Source organism: Streptomyces sp. NPDC037271 (assembly GCF_055603605.1).
Map to the genome: position 1 here is coordinate 196500 of NZ_JBVJVN010000013.1, position 26444 is coordinate 222943.

Consider the following 26444-nt stretch of genomic DNA (forward strand, 5'->3'; position numbering starts at 1 on the left):
GCCCCGCGAACAGGTGCGCTCCCGCGCCCGCCCCTAGGTTCGGACCCAGGGCCCGGTCGATCAAGGGAGCGCACGTGACCGACACGCGGACACCGCCCACCGAGCCGGGCGCGGCGCTGCTGCGGGCGGGGCGGTTCTTCCGGCCGGGTACGGCAGCCCCCGACCTGCACAGCATCGGGCTGGTCGGCGGCCGGGAGTCGGACGCCTTCTACCGCGACCGGTGGAGCCACGACAAGGTCGTGACCTCCACGCACGGCGTGAACTGCACCGGTTCCTGCCGCTGGAACGTGTTCGTCAAGGACGGCATCATCACCTGGGAGACCCAGGCGACGGACTACCCGTCGGTCGGCCCGGACCGTCCCGAGTACGAGCCCCGCGGCTGCCCCCGGGGCGCGGCGTTCTCCTGGTACACGTACTCACCGACCCGGGTGCGCTACCCGTACGTGCGCGGGGTGCTCCTGGAGATGTACCGGGAGGCGAAGGCGCGGCTGTCGGACCCGGTGCTGGCCTGGGCGGACATCCAGGGCGACCCTCAGCGGCGGCGGCGCTACCAGCGGGCGCGCGGCAAGGGCGGTCTCGTCCGGGCGAGCTGGGACGAGGCGGTCGAGATGGTCGCCGCGGCCCACGTCCACACCATCCGCACCCGGGGCCCCGACCGCATCGCGGGCTTCTCCCCCATCCCGGCGATGTCGATGGTGTCGCACGCGGCGGGCGCCCGCTTCCACTCCCTCATCGGCGCGCCGATGCTGTCGTTCTACGACTGGTACGCGGACCTGCCCGTGGCCTCCCCGCAGGTCTTCGGGGACCAGACGGACGTGCCGGAGTCGGGTGACTGGTGGGACGCGGCGTATCTGATCATGTGGGGTTCGAACGTCCCGGTGACGCGCACGCCGGACGCCCACTGGATGGCGGAGGCCCGCTACCGGGGCCAGAAGGTCGTGGTCGTCTCCCCGGACTACGCCGACAACACCAAGTTCGCCGACCAGTGGCTGCACCCGCACCCGGGGACCGACGCCGCACTGGCCCTGGCGATGGGGCACGTGGTCCTCAAGGAGTTCTTCGTCGACCGCGCCACCCCCTTCTTCGACGACTACGTACGGCGCTTCACCGACCTGCCGTTCCTGGTGACGCTGACCGAGCGGGACGGGGCCCACGTCCCGGCGAAGTTCCTGCGCGCGGCCGACCTGGGGCAGGAGGGCGAGGACGCCCGCTGGAAGACGGTCGTGCTGGACGGGGCGACGGGCCGCGCGGTCGTCCCCAACGGCTCGCTGGGCTTCCGCTGGAACGAGGCGGACCAGGGCCGGTGGAACCTCGACCTCGGTGACGTACGGCCGCTGCTGAGCCTGCACGGCCACGCGATGGCGTCGGGCGTCGAGGTGCTGCTCCCGCGCTTCGACACCGAGGGCGGCGCGCACGCGCAGGGCCGCGGTGAGGTGGTCCGCCGGGGTGTACCGGCGACGCGGCTGGGCGGGGCGAACGGGCCGCTGGTGACCACGGTGTTCGACCTGCTGCTGGCGCAGTACGGCGTGGCGCGTGAGGGGGTGCCGGGTGACTGGCCGGCGTCGTACGAGGACGCGGCCGCGCCCGGCACCCCGGCCTGGCAGGAGACGCACACCTCGGTACCGGCGGCGGCCTGCGTGCGGATCGCCCGGGAGTTCGCGCGGACCGCCGAGCGCTCCAAGGGGCGCTGCATGATCCTGATGGGTGCGGGCACCAACCACTGGTTCCACTCGGAGACGATCTACCGGGCCTTCCTCGCGCTGCTCCAGCTGACGGGCTGCCAGGGCCGCAACGGCGGCGGCTGGGCGCACTACGTGGGCCAGGAGAAGTGCCGTCCGGTGACCGGGTGGGCGTCGCTGGCCGCCGCGTCGGACTGGTCGCGCCCGCCGCGCCAGATGATCGGCACCGCGTACTGGTTCCTCCACACCGACCAGTGGCGCTACGACCGGTTCGGCGCCGACGTGCTGGCCTCGCCGCTGGGCGAGGGACGGCTGGCGGGCATGACCGGCGCGGACTGCCTCGCGCTGTCGGCGCGGACGGGATGGATGCCGTCGTACCCGACCTTCGACCGCAACCCGCTGGAGCTGGGCGAGGCGTTCGGCGACCCGGTGGCGAGGGCGGTGGCCGAACTGCGGGCGGGCACCCTGAAGTTCGCCTGCGAGGACCCGGACGCGCCGGAGAACTGGCCGCGGATCCTGACCCTGTGGCGGGCCAACCTGCTCGGCTCGTCGGCGAAGGGCGCCGAGTACTTCACCAAGCACCTGCTGGGCACGCACTCCTCGCTGCGCGCCGAGGAGGCCGCCCCGCACCAACGCCCACGGGACGTGGTGTGGCACGACGAGGCACCCGAGGGGAAGCTCGACCTGCTGCTGTCGCTGGACTTCCGGCACACCTCGTCCACGCTGCTGTCCGACGTGGTGCTGCCCGCCGCGACCTGGTACGAGAAGCACGACCTGTCCAGCACGGACATGCACCCCTACGTACACGCCTTCTCCCCGGCGGTGGACCCGCCGTGGCAGACCCGTACCGACTTCGACACGTTCAAGACGCTCGCGGAGAAGCTGAGCGAGCTGGCCGCCGGCCACCTCGGGGTGCGCAGGGACCTGGTGGCGGCGCCGCTCCAGCACGACACGCCGGGCGAGATCGCCCAGCCGGGCGGGGTCGTACGGGACTGGCGGCGCGGGGAGTGCGCACCGGAGCCGGGCAGGACCCTGCCGGACCTCGTGGTCGTGGAGCGGGACTACACGGCGGTCGGCGCGAAGTTCGCGGCGCTGGGCCCGCTGGTGGAGACCAAGGGCCTGCCCGCCAAGGGCATCACCCTGAAGCCGGACGAGGAGGTCGACCGGCTGCGGCACATGAACGGCGCGGTGCGCGGCGGCCCGGCCGACGGGCGTCCGGCGCTGGACACGGCGGTCAAGGCCGCCAACACCATCCTGGCCCTGTCCGGCACGACCAACGGGCGCCTGGCCGTCCAGGGCTTCCACACGCTGGAGGCGAAGACCGGGCAGGAGATGGCCCACCTGGCCGCCGAGCACGAGGGCAGGCGGATCACGTACGCGGACACCCAGGCGGCGCCCGTGCCGGTGATCACCTCGCCGGAGTGGTCGGGCAGCGAGGCCGGCGGGCGCCGCTACACGGCGTTCACGCTGAACACCGAGCACCTCAAGCCCTGGCACACCCTCACCGGCCGCCAGCACTTCTTCCTCGACCACGACTGGATGCACGAGCTGGGCGAGGCGCTGCCCGTGTACCGGCCGCCGCTGGACATGAGCCGGCTGTTCGGCGAGCCGCGGCTCGGCCCGGACGGCCACCGGGAGGTGACGGTCCGCTACCTCACCCCGCACAACAAGTGGTCCATCCACTCCGAGTACCAGGACAACCTGTTCATGCTGGCGCTGTCCCGGGGCGGCCAGACCATCTGGATGTCGACCCAGGACGCGGAGGCGATCGGCGTGTCCGACGACGACTGGATCGAGGCGGTCAACCGCAACGGCGTGGTCGTGGCCCGCGCGATCGTCTCGCACCGCATGCCGCCCGGCACCGTCTACATGCACCACGCGCAGGAACGCACGGTCAACGTGCCCCTCGCGGAGACCACCGGCAAGCGCGGCGGCATCCACAACTCCCTCACCCGCCTGATCCTCAAACCGACCCATCTCATCGGCGGCTACGCCCAGTTGTCCTGGGCGTTCAACTACCTCGGCCCGACGGGAAACCAGCGCGACGAGGTGACCGTGATCCGCCGCCGCGGCCAGGAGGTCGAGTACTGATGCGCCCGATGGCCCAGGTCGCCATGGTCATGAACCTCGACAAGTGCATCGGCTGCCACACCTGCTCGGTCACCTGCAAGCAGGCGTGGACCAACCGGCGCGGCATGGAGTACGTCTGGTTCAACAACGTCGAGACCCGCCCCGGCCAGGGCTACCCCCGCCGCTACGAGGACCAGGAGAGGTGGCGGGGCGGCTGGGAGCTGAACCGGCGCGGCGCGCTGAAGCCGAAGGCGGGCGGCAGGTTCAGGAAGCTCGCCGGGATCTTCTCCAACCCGAGGCTCCCGGAGATCAAGGACTACTACGAGCCCTGGACCTACGACTACAAGAACCTCACCGACGCCCCGCTCGGCTCCGACTACCCGGTCGCCCGGCCCGTCTCCCAGCTCGACGGCAAGCCGATGAAGATCGGCTGGTCCTCGAACTGGGACGACGACCTGGGCGGCGCCCCCGCCTACGGCGACCTCGACCCGATGGTGGAGCGCACGCGCCGACAGGCGTCGGAGAAGGTGCGGTTCGCGTACGAAGAGACCTTCATGTTCTACCTGCCGCGCATCTGCGAGCACTGCCTCAACCCGTCGTGCGTGGCGTCGTGCCCGTCCGGGGCGATGTACAAGCGGTCGGAGGACGGCATCGTCCTCGTCGACCAGGACCGCTGCCGCGGCTGGCGGATGTGCGTGACCGGATGCCCGTACAAGAAGGTGTACTTCAACCACCGCACCGGCAAGGCCGAGAAGTGCACCTTCTGCTATCCGCGCATCGAGATCGGGCAGCCGACGGTCTGCTCGGAGACCTGCGTGGGGCGGCTCAGGTATCTGGGGGTCGTGCTCTACGACGCCGACAAGGTGACCGAGGCGGCCTCCACACCGGACGAGCAGGGCCTGTACGAGGCACAGCTGGGTGTCTTCCTCGACCCCGAGGACCCCGGGGTGCGGCGGGCGGCGGAGGAGGCGGGGATCCCGTACGACTGGCTGGAGGCGGCCCGGCGCTCCCCCGTGCACGCGCTGGTCAGCAAGTACCGGGTCGCCCTGCCCCTGCACCCGGAGTACCGCACCATGCCGATGGTCTGGTACATCCCGCCGCTGTCGCCGGTGGTGGACGCGCTGACGGAGACCGGGCACGACGGCGAGGACGCGGACAACCTCTTCGGCGCGATCGACACGCTCCGCATCCCCCTGGAGTACCTGGCGGAACTGTTCACGGCGGGCGACACCGGCCCCGTGCGGGCATCGCTGGAGAAGCTGGCGGCGATGCGCTCCCACATGCGGTCGGTCAACCTCGGCGAGGACCCCGACCCCGGCGTCTGCGCGAGCGTCGGCATGCGCCCGCGGGACGTCGAGGAGATGTACCGGCTGCTGGCGATCGCCAAGTACGAGGAGCGGTACGTGATCCCGACGGCGGCCGTCGGGGACGCGCACCGGCTGGAGGCGTCGGCGCTGCCGGACACGTGCAGCCTGGACACCGACGGCGGCCCGGGGATGGGCGGGGACGGGCCGTTCGGCCAGGACTCGGGACGCAGGCGGCTGCCGCTGGTGCCCGTGGAGAACTTCCACGTCCTGCGCCGGCGGCAGACCGCGGACGACGAGAGGGAGGTCTGATCCGATGCCCGGCTTCGAGGTGCTGTACCAGGCGGCGGCGCTCTGTCTGACGTATCCCGACGACGACTTCCGCGCCCGGCTGCCGCTGCTGCGCGAGGCCGCGCCGCAACTGCGCGCCTTCACCGACCACGCGGCCGTGACGTCGCAGGGCGAACTCCAGGCGCACTACGTGGAGGTCTTCGACTTCAAGAACCGGCACAGCCTGTACCTGAGCTGGTGGACCGACGGCGACACCCGCAACCGCGGGATGTCCCTGGTCCGCTTCAAGGAGCTGTACCGCGCCCACGGACTGGAGTTCACGGACGAGGAACTGCCGGACTTCCTGCCCGCCGTCCTGGAGTTCGCCTCCCGCACCGGGGACATCGGCATGCTCACCGAGCACCGCGACGCCCTGGGCCGGCTCCGCTCCCGGCTCACCGCCTTCGGCACGCCCTACGCGTGCGTCCTGGACGCCGTGTGCGCCACCCTGCCGCCCGCACCCACCGGAGCCCGCCCGTGACCGTCTTCCTCTGGGGCGTCCTGCCCTACGCCGCGTTCGCCCTGCTGATCGCCGGCCTGGTCTGGCGGCACCGCTACGACCGGTTCGGCTGGACGACGCGTTCCTCGCAGGTCTACGAGTCGAAGCTGCTGAACATCGCCTCGCCGGTGTTCCACTACGGCATCCTGTTCGTGCTGGTCGGCCATCTCGTCGGGCTGTTCGTCCCGGAGTCGTGGACGGACGCGGTGGGCGTGAGCGAGCACGCGTACCACCTGCTGTCGCTGTACGGCGGCACGGCGGCCGGAGTGCTCGCGGTGGCGGGGATCCTGCTCCTGATCTACCGGCGGCGCACCAACGCGCCCGTCTTCCGGGCGACGACCGCCAACGACAAGGGCATGTACGTCTTCCTGCTCGGCGCGATCGTGCTGGGCATGGTGGCCAAGCTCGCGCACTCCTCCGGCACCGGCTACGACTACCGGCACACCATCGCGCCCTGGTCGCGCAGCCTGTTCACCCTCCAGCCGGAGACGGAGCTGATGGTGGGGGTGCCGGTGCTGTACCAGGTGCACGCGGTGATCGGGATGGTGCTGATCGCCCTGGTGCCCTACACCCGGCTCGTGCACATGTTCAGCGCGCCGGTGCAGTACCTGGTCCGGCCGTACGTGGTCTACCGGTCGCGCGACCCCAGACAGCTGGGGCCGCGCCCGGACCGGCGGGGCTGGGAGCGCGCGGGCTCCTAGCCGGTTACGCCAGCTTCGCGGTGAGGGTGATGGTCGTGCCGGTCAGGGCCTGGCTGACCGGGCAGTTCTTCTTGGCGTCCTCGGCGGCGGCGACGAACGCGTCGTTGTCGAGGCCGGGGACGGTGCCCTCCACGGTGAGGTGGATGCCCTTGATGCCCTCACCCGGCTGGAAGGTGACGTCGGCGGAGGTGGTGAGCTTGGTGGGCGGGGTGCCGGCGCCGGCCAGGCCGTGCGACAGCGCCATGGAGAAGCAGCTGGAGTGGGCGGCGGCGATCAGCTCTTCGGGGCTGGTCTTGCCGTTCGCCTGCTCGGCGCGCGACGGCCACGACACCGGCTGCTCGCCGATGCCGGACGAGTCGAAGGTGACGACACCGTTGCCCTCGAGCAGGTTGCCTTCCCAGACGGTGTGTGCGGAGCGCGTGGTTGCCACGGCGGGTCCTCTCGAATTCTCTTGCTGTACTGGGGCGGTGGGAGCCCGCGACCGGGTTCCCACCCCCATCCGATCACACTCCGGCTCAGCTCACCCGGAAGACCGGTCCTCGGGCGGTGAACGGCAGCCGCGCGCCCCGCGGAATCAGGTAGGCGTGCTCGCGCCGCACCCTGAGCACGTCGCACCATCCGTCGGTGATGACGAGGACGGGCGCGGTGGGCGGGAAGTCGTCGGCGCGCAGCAGCAGGTCCACGCCGGGCTGGAGGACGGTGCCGCCGCGGCCGTGCACCCGCACCCGGCCCGCGATCTCCGTCACGGGCAGGTATCCGGCGTCGTGGGGTGCCGCGTCGCAGAAGACGACGCGGGCGGCGGGCACGTCGCGGGCCTCGGCGTAGGAGGCGATGGCGCCGAGCGCCTTGCCGAGCAGGGTGCGGTCCATGGAGCCGGAGGTGTCGAGGACGACGCCGAAGGTGCAGCGGGCGATCTCCTCGGGCGGGAAGTACCGCCCGGCGCGCGGGATGTCGGGGGTGGCCGCCTGGCGTCGGGAGGGGCGGGCGTACGACCGTACGGGCTCCGGGCGGGGCACGAACTCGTCGAACCAGCGGGCGAGCCGCGCGTCCCAGGGCAGCGGCGGATGGCTGAGCGCGCGGATCTCCTGGACCAGGCCGCCGGGGAGGAAGCCGCGTTCCTGCTGCCGGTGCAGGTCGAGTCCCTGGGTCAGACCGCGCCGGTAGAAGCCGTCGAGGTCGACGTGGTCGCGGGGCGGGCCGAGCGGACCGCCGAGGATGTCGCCGACGCCCTTGCCGCGCAGGGTGGACAGGCGGCGTATGCGGCGCAGGTCGCCGGCCATGCGGTCGTAGACCTCCTCGGCGGACAGGCCGGCCAGTGCCGGGTCGTGCAGGAGGCCCTCGGGCATGGTGCCGACCTGCATCTCGACGAGCCAGCCGTTGATGACGTAGTCGCAGGCGACGTTGAAGAGGTAGGGGTCGCGGGTGCCGCGGCGGTCGCCGTGGCGCAGGGCGGCGTGCAGCATCTCGTGGGCGAGGACGAACCGCCACTCCTCGTCGTCGAAGCGCCGCAGCGGATTGACGTAGATCTCGCCGGCCTCGGCGTCGACGGCGGCGACGGAGATGCCGTGGGCGCGGGCCAGTTCGGCGTCGGCGACGAGGGTGATGCCGGCCGCGATGCCGCCGAGCAGCGGGTAGGAGGAGACGAACCAGCTCAGGGCCCGCTGCCAGGGGTGCAGGAGGGTGGGACCGCCCAGCATGTCGTCACGCCGGCCGCCCGCGAGGTCGAGGGCGGTGGACATGGTGCGGGTCAGCGCGTGGGCGAAGGCGAGCTGCCAGTCCGGGGCCTGGCCGCTGTACTTGTCCCAGGGCACGAGGAGCTGGTCGGGTTCGTGGCCGGCGGTGCCGCAGTGCTCGTAGGCGGCCGGGATGCCACCCTCGCGGCGCCAGGCGGCGGCGATGCGCTCCTCGTCGCCGTCGGGGTAGGCCGGCGGCAGGTCGTCCGGGGTGCGGCCGACCGGGAAGGTCTGCAGGAAGCGGTTGACGACGACGCAGCGGGCGGCGAGGTCGTAGCGGTCGGGCTGGACGCGCTCCCCGGTCGCGGCGGGTACGTGGCCGAAGCCGAGGTGGATCAGCGCGTGCGCGATGGCCCACGCCCACTCGGCGGGTTCGGCGTGGCGGGTGGGGTGCAGGTGGAGCCGGCCGTTGGAGCTGACGCGGACGAGTCCCTGCCGGGGTGCGACCCGGCACTCCTCCTCCCGGCACAGCTTGACCTCCATCGCGGCCAGTGCCGGGTTGGCCCACGCCAGCTGCACGCCCTTGGCGCAGTTCTCGGCGGCCGGGTCCTTCTTTTTCTTCTTCCGCTTCTGCCCTGCGGCCCGGCTCATCGCCGTGCCTCCACCAGCCGGGGCATGTCGCGGGCGGCCTCGACGAGGAACCAGGCGGGCAGCACCGGATTGCCGTCGGCGTCGGAGGCGATGACGCTCTGGGCGACCTCGACGGAGATCTCGGCGAGCTGGACGAGCAGCGACTTGGCGCGGTAGGCGGTCTGGCGGCCGTTCGCCGACATGTGTTCCTTGCTCGCGGGCAGTTCCTTGACCAGCCGGCCGCGGAAGGACTCGGCGAGGTAGTAGAGCAGGTCCCGGTCCTGGAGGCGGTTGGGCCAGCGGGCCTCGCCCCTGAGGATCGCCTCGATGCCGAAGCGGCTGCGGACGATCTTGACGTAGCCGCAGAAGGCGGTGGCGTGGGCGGGGGTCAGCGTGCCGTGCGCGAGGACCTTCAGGGTCTCCTCGTCGAGATCCTGCCCGAAGGAGTGCAGGGCGTCGGAGAGCATGTGCCAGGAGCGCGGGGTGGAGAACGGTTCCTCGGTCTTGGGCGGCTTGGACCACAGGTGGTCGGGGCGGTCGGTGAGGTGGTCCGTGATCCAGGGGTGGATGCCGTTCTCGGCGGCCCAGGCCAGCCAGTCCTTCGCGGAGGCGTCCAGGTGGACGTGGGTGAGGCGGTTGACCAGCGCGGAGGCGATGGGGCGGGCGAGGGCGTTGTCGGTGGCGCGGTTGCCGGCGCCGATGACGATGGAGCCCTTGGGCAGCTCGTAGCTGCCGATGCGGCGGTCCAGGATGAGCGAGTAGAAGGCCTTCTGCACGTCCGGGCCGGCCGCGTTCAGCTCGTCCAGGAACAGGCAGTACGGCTCGTCGCGTGCGATGGTCTCGGGCGGGCAGAACACCGACCGCCCGTCCCGGATCTGCGGTACGCCGATCAGGTCCTCGGGCGCGAGCTGGGTGCCGAGCAGGCTCACGCACTCCAGGCCCAGCGAGTCGGCGAAGTTCCTCACCAGGGAGGACTTGCCGATGCCGGGTGCGCCCCACAGGAAGACCGGCCGCACGGTGGCGAGACCGAGCAGCAGTTCCGGGAGTCGGGCGGGAGTGACGGTGACGGCTGCCTGCACGCAGGGGCTCCTCGGAAGGGGGGATGTCGGGAGGGGACCGCACCAGTGTGGGTCCCCTGCCGCCCGCGCGCAGCCGAATTACGGTGCGGCGGGCCCCTCCGCGCGCCGCCTGCGGGCCGCCATCACCGCGTAGACCAGCACGCCCGCGAAGAGGAACAGCACGCCCTGGTAGACCGCCGCGTAGCCGGCGCCGGCGACCAGCCAGAGGGAGAAGCCGGCCGCGACCGCCGCGACCACGCCGTCGCGGACGAGCCGCGCCCGGTCGACCTTCTCGCCCTGCCCGGAGACCAGGTGGAAGATCTGCGCGGCGGTGGCCAGCAGGTAGGGCACGGTCGCGGTGAAGGTGGTGACGAGGACGAGGATCTCGAAGACCTTCGCCGAGCCGGACGTGTAGTTGTAGACGGTGAGGAGGGAGGCCAGGACGACGGTGACGCCCACGCCCACCGTCGGCACGCCCCGCCGCCTGCGGGCGAACGCGGCCGGGAAGAGGCCGTCCTTCGCGGCGGCGTACGGGGTCTGGGCGCTGAGCAGCGTCCAGCCGTTGAGGCAGCCGGTCATCGACACCAGGGCGGCGAGCGCGACCGCCCAGCCGCCCCAGGCGCCGCCGAACATGGCGTTCACGGCGTCGGAGAAGGGAGCGGTGGAGTCCACCAGACGGTCGTGGGCGACCGTGCCGAAGACGGACAGGGTGCCCAGCAGGTAGACGAGGGCGGCGCCCGCGGTGCCGATGACCGTGGCCCGGCCGACCGTGCGGCGGGGGTCCTTGACCTCGCCGGCGCTGACGGCGGCGGACTCCACGCCGAGGTAGGAGAAGAGCAGGATCGCGGCGGCGGCGGAGACCGCGCCGATGCCGCTGCCGCCGCTCGCGTTGAACGGGCCGAGGTTGTCCGCGTCGAAGAAGAACAGCCCGCCGACCGCGACGAGCAGCAGCGGTGCGAACTTCAGCACGGTGGAGACGAGCTGCACGGCGCCGACGTAGCGGGTGCCCGCGAAGTTGGCGAGGGCCGGCAGCCACTGGATGACGAGCGCGGCCAGGCAGGCGGTCCAGCGGTGGTCGTTCACCGGGATCAGGACGTCGAGGTAGCCGACGGCGGCGACGGCGAGCGCCGCGTTGGACACCCAGGTGGTGATCCAGTACGCCCAGGCGGCGAGGAAGCCGGCGAAGTCGCCGAACGCCTCGCGGGCGTACACGTAGGGGCCGCCGGTGCGCGGGTCGCGGGCGGCGAGACGGCCGAAGACCAGGGCGAGCGCGATGGCGCCGACGGTCAGGACACCGAAGGCGAGCAGGCTGATGGTGCCGAAGGGGGCGACGGAGGCCGGGAGCAGGAAGATGCCGCCGCCGATGATGTTGCCCATGACCAGGGCGGTGGCGACGGGGAGCCCGAAGCGGCGGGCGTGCCTGCCGTTGCCGGGGGCCGGAGCGGAATCGGGGGCCGCGGGGGGTTCCTGCGGATCCGGAGCCGGTGGGGGGACGGACCCGGTGACGTGCATGGGGTGGGGCGCCTTCCTTGGAACTGGTGCCCGGGATCGCCGGGACGGCGCCCATGGTCGGGCACGGTCCTGCGCGGCTCCAAATCAGGCGCTTTTATCCTGTACGACCCCGTCCGGGACCGGAAAAGGTCCGCTCTCGGCAGCCCGGGACCGGGGTTCCTCCAAGGGCACCTGCGGGCCGTTCGACTCGCGCAGCCAGCGGCGCAGGACCCGGTGGACGTGCTCGGCGCCGACGATCTCCGCGCCCTCGGCGACCGGCGCGGACAGGACGACCGGTGACAGCAGGAAAGCGCGGGACTGGGCGCCGCCGAGTCCGCCGTGGGAGCCGATCTGCTCCTCGAAGGCGAGGACCTCGCCGTCGGCCGGGTCGTGGAAGGAGTTGACCATGATGTCGGCGGTGTGCGGGAAGGAGTGCGTGCGGCGCACGGCGTCGGCGGCTCCGGGTCCGAAGGGCGCGAGCGGGCCGGGGTCCTCGTCGAGCCGGTCCAGGGGGATCTCCGCGCCGCGCGCGCCGAGCACCACGCCGCCGTGCCTCTCGCTGCGGACCAGCAGGAAGCCGATGCCGGGGTGGTTGGCGAGGGTCGGCAGCAGGGCGGGGTGGCGGGCGTCGATCTCCTCCCGGGTCATCCGGTGCGGCACGTCGGGGAAGGAGACGAGGCCCAGGTTGCCGGAGGCCAGCACGATCGGTTCGGAGCGGCGGCCGGTGGGGGTGTCGGCGGGGCGCTGCTGCTCGGCGCCCTCCTCGACGGGCCGGTGCAGGGCGGCCCGTACGGTGTTGCGCGCCTCGGCGCCGCTGCGGGTGCGCTGGGCGCGGCGCGGCACCGGCAGTCCGCAGCCGGCCCGCACCAGGTCGCCGAGGGTGAGGCCGTAGCGGGTGCGGAACGTCTCGCCGGGGCTCTGGCCGTGGTCGGACAGGACGACGATCCGGTACTTGCGGGGGGCGTGCTCGGCGACCTTCTCGATCAGCGCGAGCGCGCGGTCGAGCCGCTGGAGGACCTTCCGGGCGTCCCGGCTGGACGGCCCGGAGTGGTGCGCCACCTCGTCGTACGCCACCAGGTCGGCGTAGACGGCGGTGCGTCCGGCGAGCATGTCGCCCATCACCGCGGCGACGACGACGTCCCGTTCGACGACGGTCGCGAAGGCGCGGACGAAGGGGTAGAGGCCGCCGCGGGAGACTCGCGGGCGGACCTTGCGCACCCGGGCACGGGTGGACTGGCCGGTCTCCCGGCACACCTCGGCGACGAAGGACATGGCGGTGCGGACGGCGTTGGCCGGGTCGGAGAAGTAGGCGAAGTAACCGGACCGGGACCGCGTCTGAGGGCTGCGGCGGCGGGTGGCGATGGAGAGCACGAGTGCCTGTTCGTCGGCGCCGCCGCCGAACAGGTTGCCGCGGCTGGCGCCGTCGAAGGTGAGCAGTCCGCCGTCGCCGGTGCGCTCGACGGCCCGGTGCTGGAGCTCGGCCGCGCTGGTCGGCCGGTTGCAGACGACGACCTCGCCGCTGTCCTTCTCGTACCAGCGGAACGCGGGGACGTCGTGATTGCTGCCGTGCAGGATGCCGAGCTGGCTGGCGCCGGTCTGGCTGGACCAGTCGGTGCGCCACCGGGCGAGCCGGTGGGTCGCCGGCGTTACGTCCCGGCCGAGCCAGCGGGCGACGGTGGGCATGGTGCCGTCGTCGACGGCGTCCAGCAGGACGTCGTGGCCGACGCCGTCCAGTTGCAGGAAGACGGTGCCGGGGTCGGCCGGGCAGGGCGGGCCGGCTCTGCGGCGGCGGTCGGCGAGCCGGTAGAGCCGGCGCCGGTAGGCGTCGTCGTCCCGCACGGCCAGGGCACCGCCGGTGGCCGAGGCGACCGCGGACATGACGGCGGCCACCACGACCGCCGTCTCGGGGGCGACACCGCCGCGCCCGGCCGGGTTCACGTCGATCGCGAGGAGCAGCAGCCCGCCGTTGAGGAAGAAGACGAGGAGCCCGAGGACGAGCGCCGGCACCAGCAGCAGCAGCCGGACCAGCAGCGGCCACACCAGGGCGGACAGCAGGCCGAAGGCGCCGGCGCCGACCGCGGCGGTCATGGCGATGTCGGTCGCGCTGTCGCCGTCGGGCGACTGGAGCCGGAAGTCCGGCAGGATTCCGGCGAGCACCAGCATGGTGAGGGTGGAGACGGCCCACACCGCGACACTCCGCCCGACCTGACTGGCGACCCGGCGCCAACGCCCTCCACCCACGCTCCGCACACCTCACGTCCCGGCCCGTCGTCCGCGCGGGCCCTCCCCACCCTGTCACAACGGTCCGGAGCACCCGTTTGTCCCCCCGGGTCCGGTTCACACCCGGCCGGGTCAGCGGCCGTCGTACCCGGCCGTCGGCATCGACAGTCTGCGGTGCACGCACGCCTTCATCCGGGCGTCGTAGGACGGTTCCGCGTGGCCGGCCGTCTCGACGCGGACCCCGCGTCGCGCGCACTCCGCGGTGAACTCGTCCACGGACGACAGCGCGCTCTCCAGCACCCGGAGACTGGGCGCCACGAACAGGTCGTGCCCCGGGCGGACACCGTCCCACAGGGCTTCGTGGTCGGGCCGCAGACCGCGTACCAGCAGCTCCCTGGCGACGACGTATCCGTGGTCCGCGGCCCAGCGGGCGCACATGGCGTGCTGGCTGCGCGAGTCGACCAGGAAGGGATCGTCGTCCAGCTGCTCCAGCGGCGTCAGACTCGCGATCGCCGTCACCCGCACCGGCCCCATGCTGCCCCCTCACCTCCCGTTTTCGCCGCCGACCCTACCCCTGGACGTAGGCTTCGGGGAGTCGCACGAAGGAGGCAGAGAGGTGCCGGTGGAGCTCACGTGGTGGGGTCATGCCACCTGCACGGTCGAGGACTCGGACATACGTGTGCTCACCGACCCGCTGTTCGTCCGCAGACTCGCCCATCTGCGCCGCAGACGGGGCGCGGTGCCGCCGCCGGACGCCTGGCGCGCGGACGTGGCGCTCGTCTCCCATCTGCACGCCGACCACCTGCACGTGCCGTCGCTCGCGCGGCTCGCGCCGGGCACGCGCCTGCTCGTGCCCCGGGGCGCACGCCGGGCGGTGGTGGGGCTGCGCCGGCTCGGGCACCTGAAGCTGACCGAGGTGGCGCCCGGCGACGAGACCAGGGTGGGTGACCTGCGGATACGGGCGGTGCCCGCGCGGCACGACGGGCGGCGGCTGCCGTTCGGACCCCACCGCTCCCCCGCCCTCGGCTATGTCGTCGAGGGCGACGCCCGGACGTATTTCGCCGGGGACACCGGCCTGTTCGACGGCATGGAGAAGGAGGTCGGGCCGGTCGACGCGGCCCTGCTGCCGGTGGGCGGCTGGGGGCCGTACCTGGGCGAGGAGCATCTGGACGCGGGGCGTGCGGCACAGGCGCTGGCCCGGCTGGCGCCGCGCACGGCGGTGCCGGTGCACTACGGCACGTACTGGCCGATCGGGATGGACGCCGTGCGCCCCCACGAGTTCCATGCGCCGGGCGACGAGTTCGTGCGCCTGGCTGCGCTGCGCGCGCCGGGGGTGGCGGTGCACCGGCTGGGGCACGGCGAGCGGACCCGGGTGGAGGTCGTGCGGTGAGCTGGCTGGGCGCCGTCACGACGAACATTCCCGCCGATCCGGCGCAGCAGGCGTTCGGTTATCCGTCGCTGTTCCTGCTCGTGCTGATCGGGGCGCTGGTGCCGGTGGTGCCGACGGGCGCGCTGGTCAGTTCGGCGGCCGTGGTGGCGATGCACCAGACGGTGCCGTTCTCCCTCCTGATGGTGTTCGCGACGGCGTCGCTGGCCGCGTTCTGCGGGGACTTGGCGCTGTACTGGCTGGGGCGGCGCGGCGTCGGCTCGAAGAACGGGTCGCGCTGGCTGGAGGCGATCCGGTCCCGGGCGCCCGAGGACCGGCTGGAGCAGGCGCAGAGGAAGCTCGCCGAGCACGATGTGGCGGTGCTCGTACTGTCCCGGCTGGTGCCGGCCGGGCGCATACCCGTGATGCTGGCCTGTCTGCTGGCCAAGTGGCCGCTGCGCCGGTTCGCCCGGGGCAACCTGCCCGCCTGCCTGGCCTGGGCGGTGACGTACCAACTGATCGGCATCCTGAGCGGCGCGCTGTTCCGCGAGCCCTGGGAGGGCGTGGCCGCGGCGATCGCGCTGACCGTCCTGGTCGGCGGGGCGCCGAGCGTGTGGCGGCGGTGGCGAGGGCCCGCGAAGGCGTAGGCCTCCGGCGGTTCGGCCGGCCCCGGAGAGGCGTGAGCCCGGAGAACGAGCGGGCCCGGAGGACATCGCCTGCCGGGCTCACGGCGTGCGGCGCGCGACCGCGCGGTCCGACGCGTCGACCGGCGTGTCGCGGCCCGCGGCGGCGCCCGGTCCGGGCGAGCGACGGTCACTCCAGCACCCGGGAACCGCCGACCGGGAGGTCCCACAGGTGCTCCCGGGGCAGACCCGCCCGCTGCCAGGCGGCACGTACGCGGGTGAGCGGTTCCAGTACGGGTTCCGCGGAGAGCACGAACGTGCCCCAGTGCATCGGTGCCATCCGGCGGGCTCCGACGTCCTGGGCGGCCCGCACCGCCTCCTCCGGGTCGCAGTGCACGTCGCTCAGCCACCAGCGGGGATCGTAGGCGCCGATGGGGAGCAGGGCGAGGTCGATCCCGGGGTAGCGGCGGCCGATGCGGGTGAACCAGTGGCCGTACCCGGTGTCACCGGCGAAGTACACGCGCCGGCCGCCGGGGTCGGTGAGGACCCAGCCGCCCCACAGCGTGCGGCAGGTGTCGGTGAGGGTGCGCTTGGACCAGTGGTGGGCCGGTACGAAGTCGAAACGGACGCCGTCCAGCTCGACCGCCTCCCACCAGTCCAGCTCGGTGACGCGGGTGAAGCGGCGGCGGTGGAACCAGCGGCCGAGCCCGGCCGGCGCGAGGACGGGGGTGTCGCGCGGCAGCCGGCGCAGGGTGGGGGCGTCCAGGTGGTCGTAGTGGTTGTGGCTGACGACGACCGCGTCGACGCACGGCAGGGCGCTCCAGGGAACGCCCACGGGGGTGACACGGGCCGGGGTGCCGAGGATGCGGCGGGACCAGACCGGGTCGGTGAGGACGGTGAGCCCGCCGATGCGCACCACCCAGCTGGCGTGCCCCGCCCAGGTGACGGCGACGGTACGGGCGTCCACGCGGGGCAGCGGGCCGGGGGCGTAGGGCAGCCGGGGGATGTCGGCGAGGCCCTCGGGGCCGGGTCTCACCGCGCCCTCGCGGGCGAATCTGGCGAAGGCCTTCAGACCGGGCAGCGGCGCGGTGAGCCGGTCGTGGAAGGTCCGCGGCCACACCCGGTGTTCGGACATCGGCCGGGGATCGGCGAGCGGCGGGTACGAGGAGGCCGAGGAGGACGAGGAGGACGGGACCGGAGGCGCTTCGGTGTCCCCGGCGGGCGTAGCCGTGGACGTGGACGTGGATGTACGCGTGGTCGACCGGGGCTGCTGCGTCATCGAGGAGACTCCCATCGCTGAGCGTCGCGGAGATCGTCGAAGACCGACTTCAGGCCGGCCAGCGCGCGGTGGACGTGCGGCAGTTCCAACGGGTCGGGGGACGTGAGGCATTCCGCGCGCCGCTCGTCGGTGCCGCCGAGCAGGGGGCCGGTGGCGAGCCGGACGCGCAGGGCCGGGAGGTCGTCGCCGAAGCGGTGGCCGCCGGGGGCGGGCATGCCGAGCCGGGCGGTGAGGAAGTCCTCCAGTTCCTGGGCGTCGCCGACGCCCTGGGCACCGAGCGCGTCGCGCAGCGGGCTGAGATCGGCGTACAGGTGGCGGCCGGCCTGTGGTGGCCGGGCGGTGGCCCCCGCGGCGACGACGGCGGAGTGCACGGCGGCGGCCACGCGCGCGTGCAGGCGTACGGCGGCCGACCGGCGGGCGGTGACCGGCTCGGGTTCGGCGAGCGCGTACCCGGCGGCGGCGGCGACGGGCGCGGCGACGTTGGCGCCGAGCGCGGTGAGTACGTCGAGTACGCGCGCGTGCAGGCCGTCTCCGGCGGCGGACGCAGGGAAGCGGGCGACGGCGGCCGGCCAGCCCGGAGGCATCAGCGCTCCGGCCAGGTCGGTGACGACGGTGACCCGTCCGGGCAGCATCTCGGCGGGGCTGAGCAGCACGGTGGCGTGCCGATCGTGCACGGTGTCGCGCCAGGTCTCGTCGCTGACCAGGTGCAGTCCCTCGTCGGCGGCGGCCTCGACGGTCTCGTGCAGCAGTTCGGGCGGCGCGACGGTGCCCGTGGGGTCGTCGGCGACGGACAGGACGAGCAGTCGTGGGTCGCCGCCCTCCGCACGGACCCGGCGGACGGTCTCCAGGAGGGCGTACGGGTCGGGGACGCCGCCGGACTCGGCCGGGGTCGGCACGTGGAAGACGGGTCTGCCCAGCAGCCGGGCGTAGGGCGCCCACCAGGTGGCGCAGGGGCGGGGAACCAGGACGTCGCCGCCGAGCGCGGCGGTCAGCGCGAGCAGCAGGGCGTTGGCGCCGGGCGCGGCGGCCACGTGGCCGGGCGCGGTGGGCAGGCCGCGCCGGTCCCAGTAGGCGCAGGCGGCGTCCAGGAGGGCGGGGGCGCCGCCGGCCGGTTCGTCCCGGCCGCGGCCCGCGGCGGCGGCGAGTACGGCGGACAGTTCGGGCAGCACGGGCAGTCCGTCGTCGGGGAGGTGCGGACCATAGCGGACGGGGCCGTGCCCCACGGGGTCATGTCCGTCGGCACGGCCTCCACGGTCGTGGCCCGTCCGGTCGTGGCCCGCCTCGTGGCCCACCCGGTCGTGGCCCGCCTCGTGGCCCACCCGGTCGTGGCCCGCCTCGTGGCCCACCCGGTCGTGGCCCGCCTCGTGGCCTTCACGGTCCGTCCGCCGCATGCGTGCCTCCGCGCAGTCCGTGGTGCCGTGTCCTGTCGCGCCCGGCCGGGTGCTCCTTCGTTGCTCCCAGTACCCACCGTGGCGGCCTGCCATGGCTGTGGCCCCGGTGAGCGGAGGCACGCGGTCCACCGGCGTGCGGATCAGCGGTGCTCGGCGTCTCCGCGCAGGCGGAGCCTCAGCCGGTGCGCGGCCGCGCCGAACGCGCCTGCGATCAGGGCGCCGCCGGCGACCAGTGCGGGCACCGAGTCGGTGAAGGCGCCGCCGGTGCCGGCCCGCACCCCGTGCTCCACGGCCCCGCCGCCGCAGGGCTTTCGCCGCGCGGAGGTCTCACCGTGCGGAGCCGCGGGTTCGGGGCACGCGGGGTCGGTGGCGCAGGACGTGCCGTGCGGGGAGGGCCCGCCCGGTGCGGCGTGCTCGCCGTGCGCGGAGGGCTCGCCATGCCCGGCCGCCGGTTCGGGACACGCCGGTTCGGTGGCGCAGGACGTGCCGTGCGGGGAGGGCCCGCCCGGTGCGGCGTGCTCGCCGTGCGCGGAGGACCCGCCCGGTGCGGCGGGCTCGGGGCACGGGGATGCGGCGGCGCCGGCCCCGTGCGCCCCGGGCACGGTCATCGTCGCGCTCCACGGATCACCCTCGCCGCCGGACGCCTCCGGGCAGGCGCCGTCGACGGTCCACGCCTCCTCGGAACCCGCGGCGTCCGGGGCGGCTTCGATGTCCTCGGCGGCGACTATGCGGGCGGTGCCCCGGTAGGCGAGCCCGGGCGTCGTCCCGTCGTCGCCCTTCACCTTGCGCAGCTCGACGGTGCCCTCCTCGAACGCCGGCGAGGTGGCGTCGAGGGTCGCGGGCGCGGTCCCGCCGGTCGGGGCGCAGGAGACGGAGACGGTGACGAGGCCGCCGGGTGCCACGTCGGCCGGGCTGACCTCGGCGGTGGGTCCACCGGCGCCCGCCGACGGCGGGGGGACGCCGGGGTCGGCCGAGACGGACCCTGCGCTGACGCCGAGGGCGGCACTGGCCAGGACGGCGGTGGACAGGGCGCGGGCGGTGCGGCGCATGGGGCGGGCTCCTTCGAGCGACGGCGGGGGCACGGCAATCGCGCCCCCTCGGCCATCACAGCCCGCCCGGTACGCGGGCGCGCGCCACCGTGCGCCGTTCGCGGGAACGGGTCGCCCGGGCGGGTGAGCCCCTGGTTTCGCCACACTCACCACGGGTCGGGCCCGGCCGGAACGGCCCGCCGGGCCGGCGTCGCCGAATCGGCCTTCTCCGGACCCGTCCCGCCGGGCCGCCCGCGGCCCCGCCGAGCGAGGCCTCCGCGACGGCCCCGTCCCAGCTGGGGCGAGCCGGTCGGCTCGGCCCGGTGGTCTCGACCCGCCGGACCGGGCCGCCACCGCTGCGACCCCGCCGGCTCAGGCCGCCTGGTCCCGCAGCACCTGTTCCCGCACCCGGTTGCAGCACCGGCTGATCAGACGGGAGACGTGCATCTGGGAGATGCCGAGCTGTTCGGCGATGCGGCTCTGGGTCATGTCGTCGAAGAAGCGCATGTAGAGGATGGCGCGTTCCCGCTCGGGCAGGGCGGCGAGGCGGTCCTTGACCGCCTCGCGGTCGACGACGGTGTCGAGGGCCGGGTCCAGGTCGCCGAGGGCGTCGCCGAGTGAGTAGCCGTCCTCGCTGCCGGGGAGCTCCGCGTCCAGGGACAGTGCCGTGAAACTCTCCAGTGCCTCCAGGCCCACCCGGACGTCCTCCTCGCTCAGGTCGGCGTGCTCGGCGATCTCCGCGACGGTGGGGTTGCGGCCGGAGATGGTCTGGGACAGGTCCTGGCCGGCGAAGCGCACGCGGTTGCGCAGGTCCTGGACCCGGCGCGGCACGTGCAGGGTCCACATGTGGTCGCGGAAGTGGCGCTTGATCTCGCCGGTGATCGTCGGCACGGCGTAGCTCTCGAAGGCGTTGCCGCGCTCGGGGTCGTACCGGTCGACGGCCTTGACCAGGCCGAGGGCCGCGACCTGGCGCAGGTCCTCGTAGCTCTCGCCGCGGCTGCGGAACCGTCCCGCGAGCCGTTCGGCCATGGGGAGCCAGGCCTCGACGATCCGGTCGCGGACCGCGTCGCGTTCCGGGCCGTCGGGAAGGGTGGTGAGTCGGCGGAAGGCGTCGGCGGTGTCGGGGGCGTCGTCGTGCGGGTGCTTCACGCTGGCGTGGATCGGCATGGTGCGTCGCAACTCCCTCGGAGCGCGGGGCCCTGTCGTCGCGCCGGGCGACGGCCCGGCAGGCGCGACCGGTGCGGCCGGTGCGGCCGGTGCCGGAGTTCGTGCGGCCTCCGGCGCGCGGGACGGGCGTCACCGGTGCGACGACGCGGCCCTTGGGTTCGGGCGGTCACCATGGGAGGGCGTCCGGCCCGGACGGACGCATCCGTGACGGCGTCGCGCCGCTCCCACGGACGTGCCTCCTGTCCGAAGCACTGAACTTGCGCCTGCCCCCTGGACCACACGGCAAACACCCGGAGATTCTCCGCGCGGGCCCGGGGTTCCAGGGGAAGGTGCGGGAGTTGCCCGCCGGGCCGGGAGCGGGGACGGCCGCGCTCCTCGCGCGTACGCGCACGCCCGGTCCCTCCGGGTTGGTGACGCGCGCGCCTCGGCGCCGACGGTTCCGTCGGTCCTCGGGTCAGGGCCTTCCGTCGGTCCTCGGGTCAGGGCCTCACCGCGGCGGCCCTCGGAGTCACCGCCGGCGCGGCTGGTTGAAGCGCAGCATGTTGCCGGCCGGGTCGCGGAAGGCGCAGTCGCGGACTCCGTAGGGCTGGTCGACCGGCTCCTGGAGGACCTCGGCGCCCGCGGCCCGGATGCGTTCGAAGGTGGCGTCTACGTCGTCGGTGGTGAAGATGACGCCGCGCAGCAGGCCCTTGGCCAGCAGTTCGGCCATGGCCTCCTTGTCGGCGGTCGAGGCGTTCGGGTCCGCGAGCGGGGGTTCGAGGACGATGTCCACGCCGGGCTGGGCCGGGGAGCCGACGGTCACCCAGCGCATGCCCTCGAACCCGACGTCGTTGCGCACCTCGAGTCCGAGCACGTCCCGGTAGAAGGCGAGCGCCTTGTCGTGGTCGTCGACGGCGATGAAGCACTGCGAGAGGTTGATGTCCATGCGCTTCACGCTACGGGCGGGGGCGTGGGCCTCGCTTCTCCGTTCCTGACCGGTCGCGTGTAGATCTTGGCGACGCAGGCGGGGATGTCGGCGCCGTCGGCGTGGTCGCGGGCCCGGTAGGCGCTCGGGCTCTCGCCGACCAGTTCGGTGAACCGTGTGCTGAACGAGCCGAGCGAGGTACAGCCGACCTCGAAGCAGACCTCCGTGACGGACAGGTCGCCGCGTCGCAGCAGGGCCTTCGCCCGTTCGATCCGGCGCGTCATCAGGTAGCTGTACGGCGTCTCCCCGTACGCGGCGCGGAAGCTGCGGGAGAAGTGGCCCGCCGACATGAGGGCGACGCGCGCCAGCGCCGGGACGTCGAGCGGCTCGGCGTATCTGCGGTCCATCAGGTCGCGGGCCCGGCGCAGCCGGGCCAGGTCCTCCAACGTCGTCACCCCACCACGATCCCACAGCGCCGGGCGCCCCCGGTACCGGCGCTGCGGGCTCGTTCGCGGTCAGGCGCCGACGTACGCCGCGAGGTGCTCGCCGGTGAGGGTGGAGCGGTCGGCGACTAGGTCGGCGGGGGTGCCCTCGAAGACGATCCGGCCGCCGTCGTGGCCGGCGCCGGGGCCGAGGTCGATGATCCAGTCGGCGTGCGCCATGACCGCCTGGTGGTGCTCGATGACGATGACCGACTTGCCGGCGTCGACGAGCCGGTCGAGGAGGCCGAGCAGTTGCTCGACGTCGGCGAGGTGCAGGCCGGTGGTGGGCTCGTCGAGTACGTAGACGCCGCCCTTGTCGCCCATGTGGGTGGCCAGCTTGAGCCGTTGGCGCTCGCCGCCGGACAGCGTGGTGAGCGGCTGGCCGAGGGTGAGGTAGCCGAGCCCGACGTCGGCGAGCCGGTCGAGGATCTTGTGCGCGGCCGGGGTACGGGCCTCGCCGGCGCCGAAGAACTCCTCCGCCTGCGCCACCGACATGGCGAGGACCTCGCTGATGTCCCGGCCGCCGAGGCGGTACTCGAGGACCGAGGCCTGGAACCGCTTCCCCTCGCAGTCCTCGCACGGCGTCGCGACGCCCGCCATCATCGCCAGGTCGGTGTAGATGACACCGGCGCCGTTGCAGGTGGGGCAGGCGCCCTCGGAGTTGGCGCTGAAGAGGGCGGGCTTGACGCCGTTGGCCTTGGCGAAGGCCTTGCGGATCGGGTCGAGCAGGCCGGTGTACGTCGCCGGGTTGCTCCGCCGGGAGCCCTTGATGGGGCTCTGGTCGACCGATACGACGTCGGCGCCCGCGCCGGCCGGGACCGAGCCGTGGATCAGCGAGCTCTTGCCGGAGCCGGCCACGCCGGTGACCACGCAGAGCACGCCGAGCGGGACGTCGACGTCGACGCCCTGGAGGTTGTGCGTCGTGGCGTCGCGGATCTCCAGGACGCCGGTGGGCTTGCGGACCGTCTCCTTGAGGGAGGCCCGGTCGTCGAGGTGGCGGCCGGTGACGGTGCCGCTTGCCCGCAGGCCCTCGACGGTGCCCTCGAAGCAGACGGTGCCGCCCGCCGTGCCGGCACCGGGACCGAGGTCGACGACGTGGTCGGCGATCGCGATCGTCTCCGGCTTGTGCTCGACGACGAGGACCGTGTTGCCCTTGTCCCGCAGCCGCAGCAGCAGGTCGTTCATGCGCTGGATGTCGTGGGGGTGCAGGCCGACGGTGGGCTCGTCGAAGACGTACGTGGTGTCGGTGAGCGAGGAGCCGAGGTGGCGGATCATCTTGACGCGCTGGGCCTCGCCGCCCGACAGGGTGCCCGCCGGACGGTCGAGGGAGAGGTAGCCGAGGCCGATCTCCACGAACGAGTCGAGGGTGTCCCGCAGCGCGGTGAGCAGCGGCGCCACCGACGGGTCGTCGAGAGTGCGGACCCATTCGGCCAGGTCGCGGATCTCCATCGCGCAGGCGTCGGCGATGCTGATCTTCCCGATCCTCGACGACCGGGCGCCCTCGCTGAGCCTGGTGCCGTCGCACTCGGGGCAGGTGGTGAAGGTGACCGCCCGCTCCACGAATGCTCGGATGTGCGGCTGCATCGCCTCCTTGTCCTTGGACAGGAACGACTTCTGGATCTTCGGGATCAGTCCTTCGTAGGTGAGGTTGACGCCGCCGACCTTCACCTTGACCGGCTCGCCGTAGAGGAAGTCCCGCAGTTCCTTCTCGGTGTACTCGCGGATCGGCTTGTCCGGGTCCACGAAGCCGGACTGGGCGTAGACCTGCACGGTCCACTGGCTGTCCGACTTCCAGCCGGGGATGGTGAACGCGCCCTCGGACAGCGACTTGGAGTCGTCGTAGAGCTGGGAGAGGTCGATGTCGGAGACCTTGCCCCGGCCCTCGCAGCGGTTGCACATGCCGCCGGTGCGCTCGTAGGTCGCCTTCACCGCCTTCTTGTTGCCGCGCTCGACGGTGATCGCGCCGCTCGCCCGGACGGAGGCGGTGTTGAAGGAGTACGCGCTGGGCGGGCCGATGTGCGGGTCCCCGAGCCGGCTGAAGAGGATGCGCAGCATCGCGTTGGCGTCGGTGGCGGTGCCGACCGTGGAGCGGGGGTCGGCGCCCATCCGCTGCTGGTCCACGATGATCGCGGTGGTCAGGCCGTCGAGGACGTCGACCTCGGGGCGGGCGAGCGTCGGCATGAAGCCCTGGACGAAGGCGCTGTAGGTCTCGTTGATCAGCCGCTGCGACTCGGCGGCGATCGTGTTGAACACCAGCGAGCTCTTGCCCGAGCCGGAGACGCCGGTGAACACCGTCAGCCGGCGCTTGGGGATCTCGATGCTGATGTCCCTGAGATTGTTCTCGCGGGCACCGTGCACACGGATCAGATCATGGCTGTCGGCGACGTGTGGCACGGCCGACTGACGGTCCGTTCTCCTGGCGCTGCTCATCGTGTCTCCATCCGTCGGGCGGGTCAGCAGGGACACGCTAGACGGAGCGCCACGGGCCTCGCTTCTCGATTACTGATCTGCCGGCCCGGCCACGGCCTCGGCCGCGTCGGGGCCTTCGTCGGACGGCGGCGCGGTGCCCGGCAGCACCAGTTCCTCGTAGCGGCCCAGGGCCAGCACCACGCCGAGCATGAGGACCGGGATGAACACAGCGAGCAGCACCGCCATGATCCGTCCTTCCCGACAAGGGGTGGGCGTGGGGGGTGGTGGCGCGCGGGCCGGGTTCCCCGTACCCGCCGGGCAAACCCGCGGTGCACGCGGGCACACGCAGCGTGCCGGGGGAAATCGGATCGGGCCCGTCCGGATGTTTCCGTGTCGGCCCGCGGTGCCCGGGTACGCGGTCGGCACCCCGAAGGATGTGGAGGGAGACATGCAGCGAGGCAGTGACCGGATGAGCGTCCACCGTGACGACGAGATGAAGCACGAACTGCAGGGTCTGCTCAGGTCCGGGCACCCCACCCGCAGCGAGGAGTGGAACGACCCGGAACCGGCCGCGGAGGACGACCCGGAGGTCACCTACGGACCCGTGACGCCGGGCCGCGGGCCGACGTATCTGGAGGCGCTCCGGCTCGAACTGGCCCGGAACCTGACCCGGGGCACCTTCCCCGCGAACCCGCGGGAACTGACCCGCGCGCTGCGCCGCGGCAACGCGCCCGACGCCCTCGTCGAGGGTCTGGAACGGCTGCCGCACAAGGCGCGCTACGACAACGTCCAGGAACTGGCGGTGGCGCTGACCGAGCACGGCGGATCCGGACCGGCCGGGGCGCGGAGCACGTAGGCGCCGGAAAGGGCGGTCCTCATGGCCGAGCGGTTGGCCGAGTACGTGCGGGACGTCATGACCCCGGGTGTGACCGCCGTCCGCCCGGACGCCTCCCTCGTCGAGGCGGCGCGGCTGATGCGCACCCACCACATCGGTGATGTGGTGGTCGCGGACGGGCGGGGCGTGACGGGCCTGCTCACCGACCGGGACATCACGGTGCGGGCGGTGGCGAAAGGCCTCGACCCGATGGCGGTCGGCGTCCGGGCGGTCTGCACCCGTGACCCGCTGACGGTCTCCCCGCACGACCCGGTCGCGGACGCGGAGACGCTGATGCGCGAGCACGCCGTGCGACGGCTGCCGGTCGTGGAGGACGGGCTGCCGGTCGGCCTGGTGAGCCTCGGCGACCTGGCCGAGGCCCGGGATCCCGCCTCGGCTCTCGCCGACATCAGCCGCGCGGAAGCGGACGCCGGCCCCGACGCCACGGACGGACCCGACGCCGGACCCGACGCCATGGACAGCGAGTAGGACGGGCTCGCCACGACACCCACGACCGGACGACCCACACACACGCGCGCGGGGCGGCGACGCCGGCCGGCGCGCCAGGAAAGGAATCCGACCACATGCGCATCGCATTTCTGACCGCGCCCGAGGGCGTGGAGCAGGTCGAGCTGACCGAGCCGTGGCGGGCGGCAGAGGAGGCGGGCCACGAACCCGTGCTCGTCTCCACGCAGCCCGGCGAGGTCCAGGGCTTCGACCACCTCGACAAGGCGGACACGTTCCCCGTGGACGAGGTGGTGGGCGACACGTCGGCCGACTCGTTCGGCGGGCTGGTCCTGCCCGGCGGCGTGGCCAACCCGGACTTCCTGCGAATGGACGGGAAGGCCGTGGCTTTCGTCAAGGAGTTCTTCGAGCAGGGCCGGCCGGTGGCCGCCATCTGCCACGCCCCGTGGACGCTCGTCGAGGCGGACGTCGTACGCGGCCGGGTCATGACCTCGTGGCCCAGCCTGGAGACCGATCTCCGCAACGCGGGCGCCACCTGGGTCGACGAGCAGGTGAAGGTCTGCGACCACGGCGACAACGTCCTGGTCACCAGCCGCAAGCCGGACGATCTCGAGGCGTTCTGCGAGACCTTCCTCGCCGAGTTCGGCAAGGCGGACGGCTGAGGAGGCAAGGCGGACGGCCGCAGGCCGGGGCGAGAGCCTCACGCCGGGCCCGGGGGGGGGGGGGGGGGGGGGGGGGGGGGGGGGGGGGGGGGGGGGGGGGGGGGGGGGGGGGGGGGGGGGGGGGGGGGGGGGGGGGGGG

General features: G+C 73.4%; 23 protein-coding genes. 9 read left to right on the forward strand and 14 right to left on the reverse strand.

From position 1 onward, the window contains the following. Positions 1-74 precede the first annotated feature (74 nt). The 4 genes from ACZ7G3_RS22745 to narI are packed head-to-tail and all read left to right on the forward strand — an operon-like array spanning position 75 to position 6583. Positions 75-3770, forward strand: a complete 3696-nt coding sequence (locus ACZ7G3_RS22745) for a nitrate reductase subunit alpha (protein WP_470927914.1) — start codon at positions 75-77, stop codon at positions 3768-3770. Continuing rightward, complete coding sequence (gene narH / locus ACZ7G3_RS22750; RefSeq protein ID WP_426597450.1) at positions 3770-5365, forward strand: nitrate reductase subunit beta; 1596 nt, start codon at positions 3770-3772, stop codon at positions 5363-5365. The genes ACZ7G3_RS22745 and narH overlap by 1 nt, the downstream gene beginning before the upstream one ends. A 4-nt stretch (positions 5366-5369) precedes the next feature. Further along, positions 5370-5864 (forward strand): nitrate reductase molybdenum cofactor assembly chaperone, encoded by a 495-nt coding sequence (narJ, locus tag ACZ7G3_RS22755; RefSeq protein ID WP_426597451.1) that lies wholly within the window; start codon positions 5370-5372, stop codon positions 5862-5864. Then, positions 5861-6583, forward strand: coding sequence for a respiratory nitrate reductase subunit gamma (gene narI, locus ACZ7G3_RS22760; RefSeq protein WP_470927916.1), 723 nt, complete (start codon positions 5861-5863; stop codon positions 6581-6583). The genes narJ and narI overlap by 4 nt, the downstream gene beginning before the upstream one ends. A 4-nt stretch (positions 6584-6587) precedes the next feature. Here the strand turns inward: narI and ACZ7G3_RS22765 are convergent, their stop codons facing one another. The 6 genes from ACZ7G3_RS22765 to ACZ7G3_RS22790 form a co-directional block, all read right to left on the reverse strand. Continuing rightward, positions 6588-7013 carry an OsmC family protein gene (locus ACZ7G3_RS22765; RefSeq protein ID WP_043377849.1) on the reverse strand — a complete coding sequence of 142 codons (426 nt, stop codon included), beginning with the start codon at positions 7011-7013 and terminating at the stop codon, positions 6588-6590. An 85-nt stretch (positions 7014-7098) separates the two neighbouring features. Continuing rightward, a complete protein-coding gene (locus tag ACZ7G3_RS22770; RefSeq protein ID WP_470927918.1) occupies positions 7099-8907 on the reverse strand; it encodes a vWA domain-containing protein in 1809 nt (602 codons plus the stop codon). Next, positions 8904-9965: an ATP-binding protein gene (locus ACZ7G3_RS22775; protein WP_470927920.1), complete on the reverse strand. Its 1062-nt coding sequence runs from the start codon at positions 9963-9965 to the stop codon at positions 8904-8906. The genes ACZ7G3_RS22770 and ACZ7G3_RS22775 overlap by 4 nt, the downstream gene beginning before the upstream one ends. Before the next feature lie 78 nt (positions 9966-10043). Then, a complete protein-coding gene (locus ACZ7G3_RS22780) occupies positions 10044-11456 on the reverse strand; it encodes an amino acid permease (protein WP_470927922.1) in 1413 nt (470 codons plus the stop codon). Between the two features lie 84 nt (positions 11457-11540). Then, positions 11541-13685 carry a phage holin family protein gene (locus ACZ7G3_RS22785; RefSeq protein ID WP_470927924.1) on the reverse strand — a complete coding sequence of 715 codons (2145 nt, stop codon included), beginning with the start codon at positions 13683-13685 and terminating at the stop codon, positions 11541-11543. Between the two features lie 102 nt (positions 13686-13787). Beyond that, the gene (locus ACZ7G3_RS22790; protein WP_470927926.1) at positions 13788-14189 is read right to left on the reverse strand and encodes a hypothetical protein; all 402 of its coding nucleotides are present in this window, start codon (positions 14187-14189) and stop codon (positions 13788-13790) included. 82 nt (positions 14190-14271) lie between these two features. On the opposite strand from ACZ7G3_RS22790, the gene ACZ7G3_RS22795 reads away from it, so the two are divergent. Continuing rightward, positions 14272-15045: an MBL fold metallo-hydrolase gene (locus ACZ7G3_RS22795; protein ID WP_426597458.1), complete on the forward strand. Its 774-nt coding sequence runs from the start codon at positions 14272-14274 to the stop codon at positions 15043-15045. Continuing rightward, positions 15042-15668, forward strand: a complete 627-nt coding sequence (locus ACZ7G3_RS22800) for a DedA family protein (protein WP_426597459.1) — start codon at positions 15042-15044, stop codon at positions 15666-15668. The genes ACZ7G3_RS22795 and ACZ7G3_RS22800 overlap by 4 nt, the downstream gene beginning before the upstream one ends. A gap of 166 nt (positions 15669-15834) precedes the next feature. Here ACZ7G3_RS22800 and ACZ7G3_RS22805 read toward each other — a convergent pair whose 3' ends face one another. From ACZ7G3_RS22805 to ACZ7G3_RS22840, 8 genes are all read right to left on the reverse strand, one after another. After that, positions 15835-16923, reverse strand: a complete 1089-nt coding sequence (locus ACZ7G3_RS22805; RefSeq protein ID WP_470927928.1) for an MBL fold metallo-hydrolase — start codon at positions 16921-16923, stop codon at positions 15835-15837. Further along, positions 16920-18314, reverse strand: coding sequence for an aminotransferase class I/II-fold pyridoxal phosphate-dependent enzyme (locus ACZ7G3_RS22810; protein WP_470927930.1), 1395 nt, complete (start codon positions 18312-18314; stop codon positions 16920-16922). The genes ACZ7G3_RS22805 and ACZ7G3_RS22810 overlap by 4 nt, the downstream gene beginning before the upstream one ends. 140 nt (positions 18315-18454) lie before the next feature. After that, positions 18455-19363 carry a hypothetical protein gene (locus ACZ7G3_RS22815; RefSeq protein WP_470927932.1) on the reverse strand — a complete coding sequence of 303 codons (909 nt, stop codon included), beginning with the start codon at positions 19361-19363 and terminating at the stop codon, positions 18455-18457. A gap of 351 nt (positions 19364-19714) precedes the next feature. Further along, complete coding sequence (locus ACZ7G3_RS22820; RefSeq protein ID WP_426517681.1) at positions 19715-20509, reverse strand: RNA polymerase sigma factor SigF; 795 nt, start codon at positions 20507-20509, stop codon at positions 19715-19717. 508 nt (positions 20510-21017) lie between these two features. Continuing rightward, positions 21018-21434 (reverse strand): VOC family protein, encoded by a 417-nt coding sequence (locus ACZ7G3_RS22825; RefSeq protein WP_426597463.1) that lies wholly within the window; start codon positions 21432-21434, stop codon positions 21018-21020. Positions 21435-21439: 5 nt separating this feature from the next. Then, positions 21440-21868 carry a helix-turn-helix domain-containing protein gene (locus tag ACZ7G3_RS22830; protein ID WP_470927934.1) on the reverse strand — a complete coding sequence of 143 codons (429 nt, stop codon included), beginning with the start codon at positions 21866-21868 and terminating at the stop codon, positions 21440-21442. A gap of 60 nt (positions 21869-21928) precedes the next feature. After that, entirely contained in the window at positions 21929-24325 is a 2397-nt protein-coding gene (locus ACZ7G3_RS22835; RefSeq protein ID WP_470927936.1) for an ATP-binding cassette domain-containing protein, read from the reverse strand. Positions 24326-24394: 69 nt separating this feature from the next. Beyond that, positions 24395-24550 (reverse strand): hypothetical protein, encoded by a 156-nt coding sequence (locus tag ACZ7G3_RS22840; RefSeq protein WP_470927938.1) that lies wholly within the window; start codon positions 24548-24550, stop codon positions 24395-24397. 202 nt (positions 24551-24752) lie between these two features. Between ACZ7G3_RS22840 and ACZ7G3_RS22845 the strand changes: the two genes are divergently transcribed. From ACZ7G3_RS22845 to ACZ7G3_RS22855, 3 genes are all read left to right on the forward strand, one after another. Continuing rightward, entirely contained in the window at positions 24753-25160 is a 408-nt protein-coding gene (locus ACZ7G3_RS22845) for a DUF2795 domain-containing protein (RefSeq protein WP_426597467.1), read from the forward strand. Positions 25161-25181: 21 nt separating this feature from the next. Continuing rightward, positions 25182-25667 carry a CBS domain-containing protein gene (locus ACZ7G3_RS22850; RefSeq protein WP_470927940.1) on the forward strand — a complete coding sequence of 162 codons (486 nt, stop codon included), beginning with the start codon at positions 25182-25184 and terminating at the stop codon, positions 25665-25667. Positions 25668-25762: 95 nt separating this feature from the next. Then, positions 25763-26305, forward strand: coding sequence for a type 1 glutamine amidotransferase domain-containing protein (locus tag ACZ7G3_RS22855; protein WP_470927942.1), 543 nt, complete (start codon positions 25763-25765; stop codon positions 26303-26305). The last annotated feature ends 139 nt before the right edge of the window (positions 26306-26444 follow it).

What these genes read in the sequence shown, in the direction of transcription:
- narH (WP_426597450.1), top strand. Translation starts at nt 3,770, where the DNA reads ATGCGCCCGATGGCCCAGGTCGCCATGGTCATGAACCTCGACAAGTGC.
- ACZ7G3_RS22850 (WP_470927940.1), top strand. Translation starts at nt 25,182, where the DNA reads ATGGCCGAGCGGTTGGCCGAGTACGTGCGGGACGTCATGACCCCGGGT.
- narJ (WP_426597451.1), top strand. Translation starts at nt 5,370, where the DNA reads ATGCCCGGCTTCGAGGTGCTGTACCAGGCGGCGGCGCTCTGTCTGACG.
- ACZ7G3_RS22835 (WP_470927936.1), bottom strand. Translation starts at nt 24,325, where the DNA reads ATGAGCAGCGCCAGGAGAACGGACCGTCAGTCGGCCGTGCCACACGTC.
- ACZ7G3_RS22805 (WP_470927928.1), bottom strand. Translation starts at nt 16,923, where the DNA reads ATGACGCAGCAGCCCCGGTCGACCACGCGTACATCCACGTCCACGTCC.
- ACZ7G3_RS22840 (WP_470927938.1), bottom strand. Translation starts at nt 24,550, where the DNA reads ATGGCGGTGCTGCTCGCTGTGTTCATCCCGGTCCTCATGCTCGGCGTG.
- ACZ7G3_RS22810 (WP_470927930.1), bottom strand. Translation starts at nt 18,314, where the DNA reads ATGCGGCGGACGGACCGTGAAGGCCACGAGGCGGGCCACGACCGGGTG.
- ACZ7G3_RS22815 (WP_470927932.1), bottom strand. Translation starts at nt 19,363, where the DNA reads ATGCGCCGCACCGCCCGCGCCCTGTCCACCGCCGTCCTGGCCAGTGCC.
- ACZ7G3_RS22855 (WP_470927942.1), top strand. Translation starts at nt 25,763, where the DNA reads ATGCGCATCGCATTTCTGACCGCGCCCGAGGGCGTGGAGCAGGTCGAG.
- ACZ7G3_RS22825 (WP_426597463.1), bottom strand. Translation starts at nt 21,434, where the DNA reads ATGGACATCAACCTCTCGCAGTGCTTCATCGCCGTCGACGACCACGAC.
- ACZ7G3_RS22780 (WP_470927922.1), bottom strand. Translation starts at nt 11,456, where the DNA reads ATGCACGTCACCGGGTCCGTCCCCCCACCGGCTCCGGATCCGCAGGAA.
- ACZ7G3_RS22820 (WP_426517681.1), bottom strand. Translation starts at nt 20,509, where the DNA reads ATGCCGATCCACGCCAGCGTGAAGCACCCGCACGACGACGCCCCCGAC.
- ACZ7G3_RS22790 (WP_470927926.1), bottom strand. Translation starts at nt 14,189, where the DNA reads ATGGGGCCGGTGCGGGTGACGGCGATCGCGAGTCTGACGCCGCTGGAG.
- ACZ7G3_RS22845 (WP_426597467.1), top strand. Translation starts at nt 24,753, where the DNA reads ATGCAGCGAGGCAGTGACCGGATGAGCGTCCACCGTGACGACGAGATG.
- ACZ7G3_RS22770 (WP_470927918.1), bottom strand. Translation starts at nt 8,907, where the DNA reads ATGAGCCGGGCCGCAGGGCAGAAGCGGAAGAAGAAAAAGAAGGACCCG.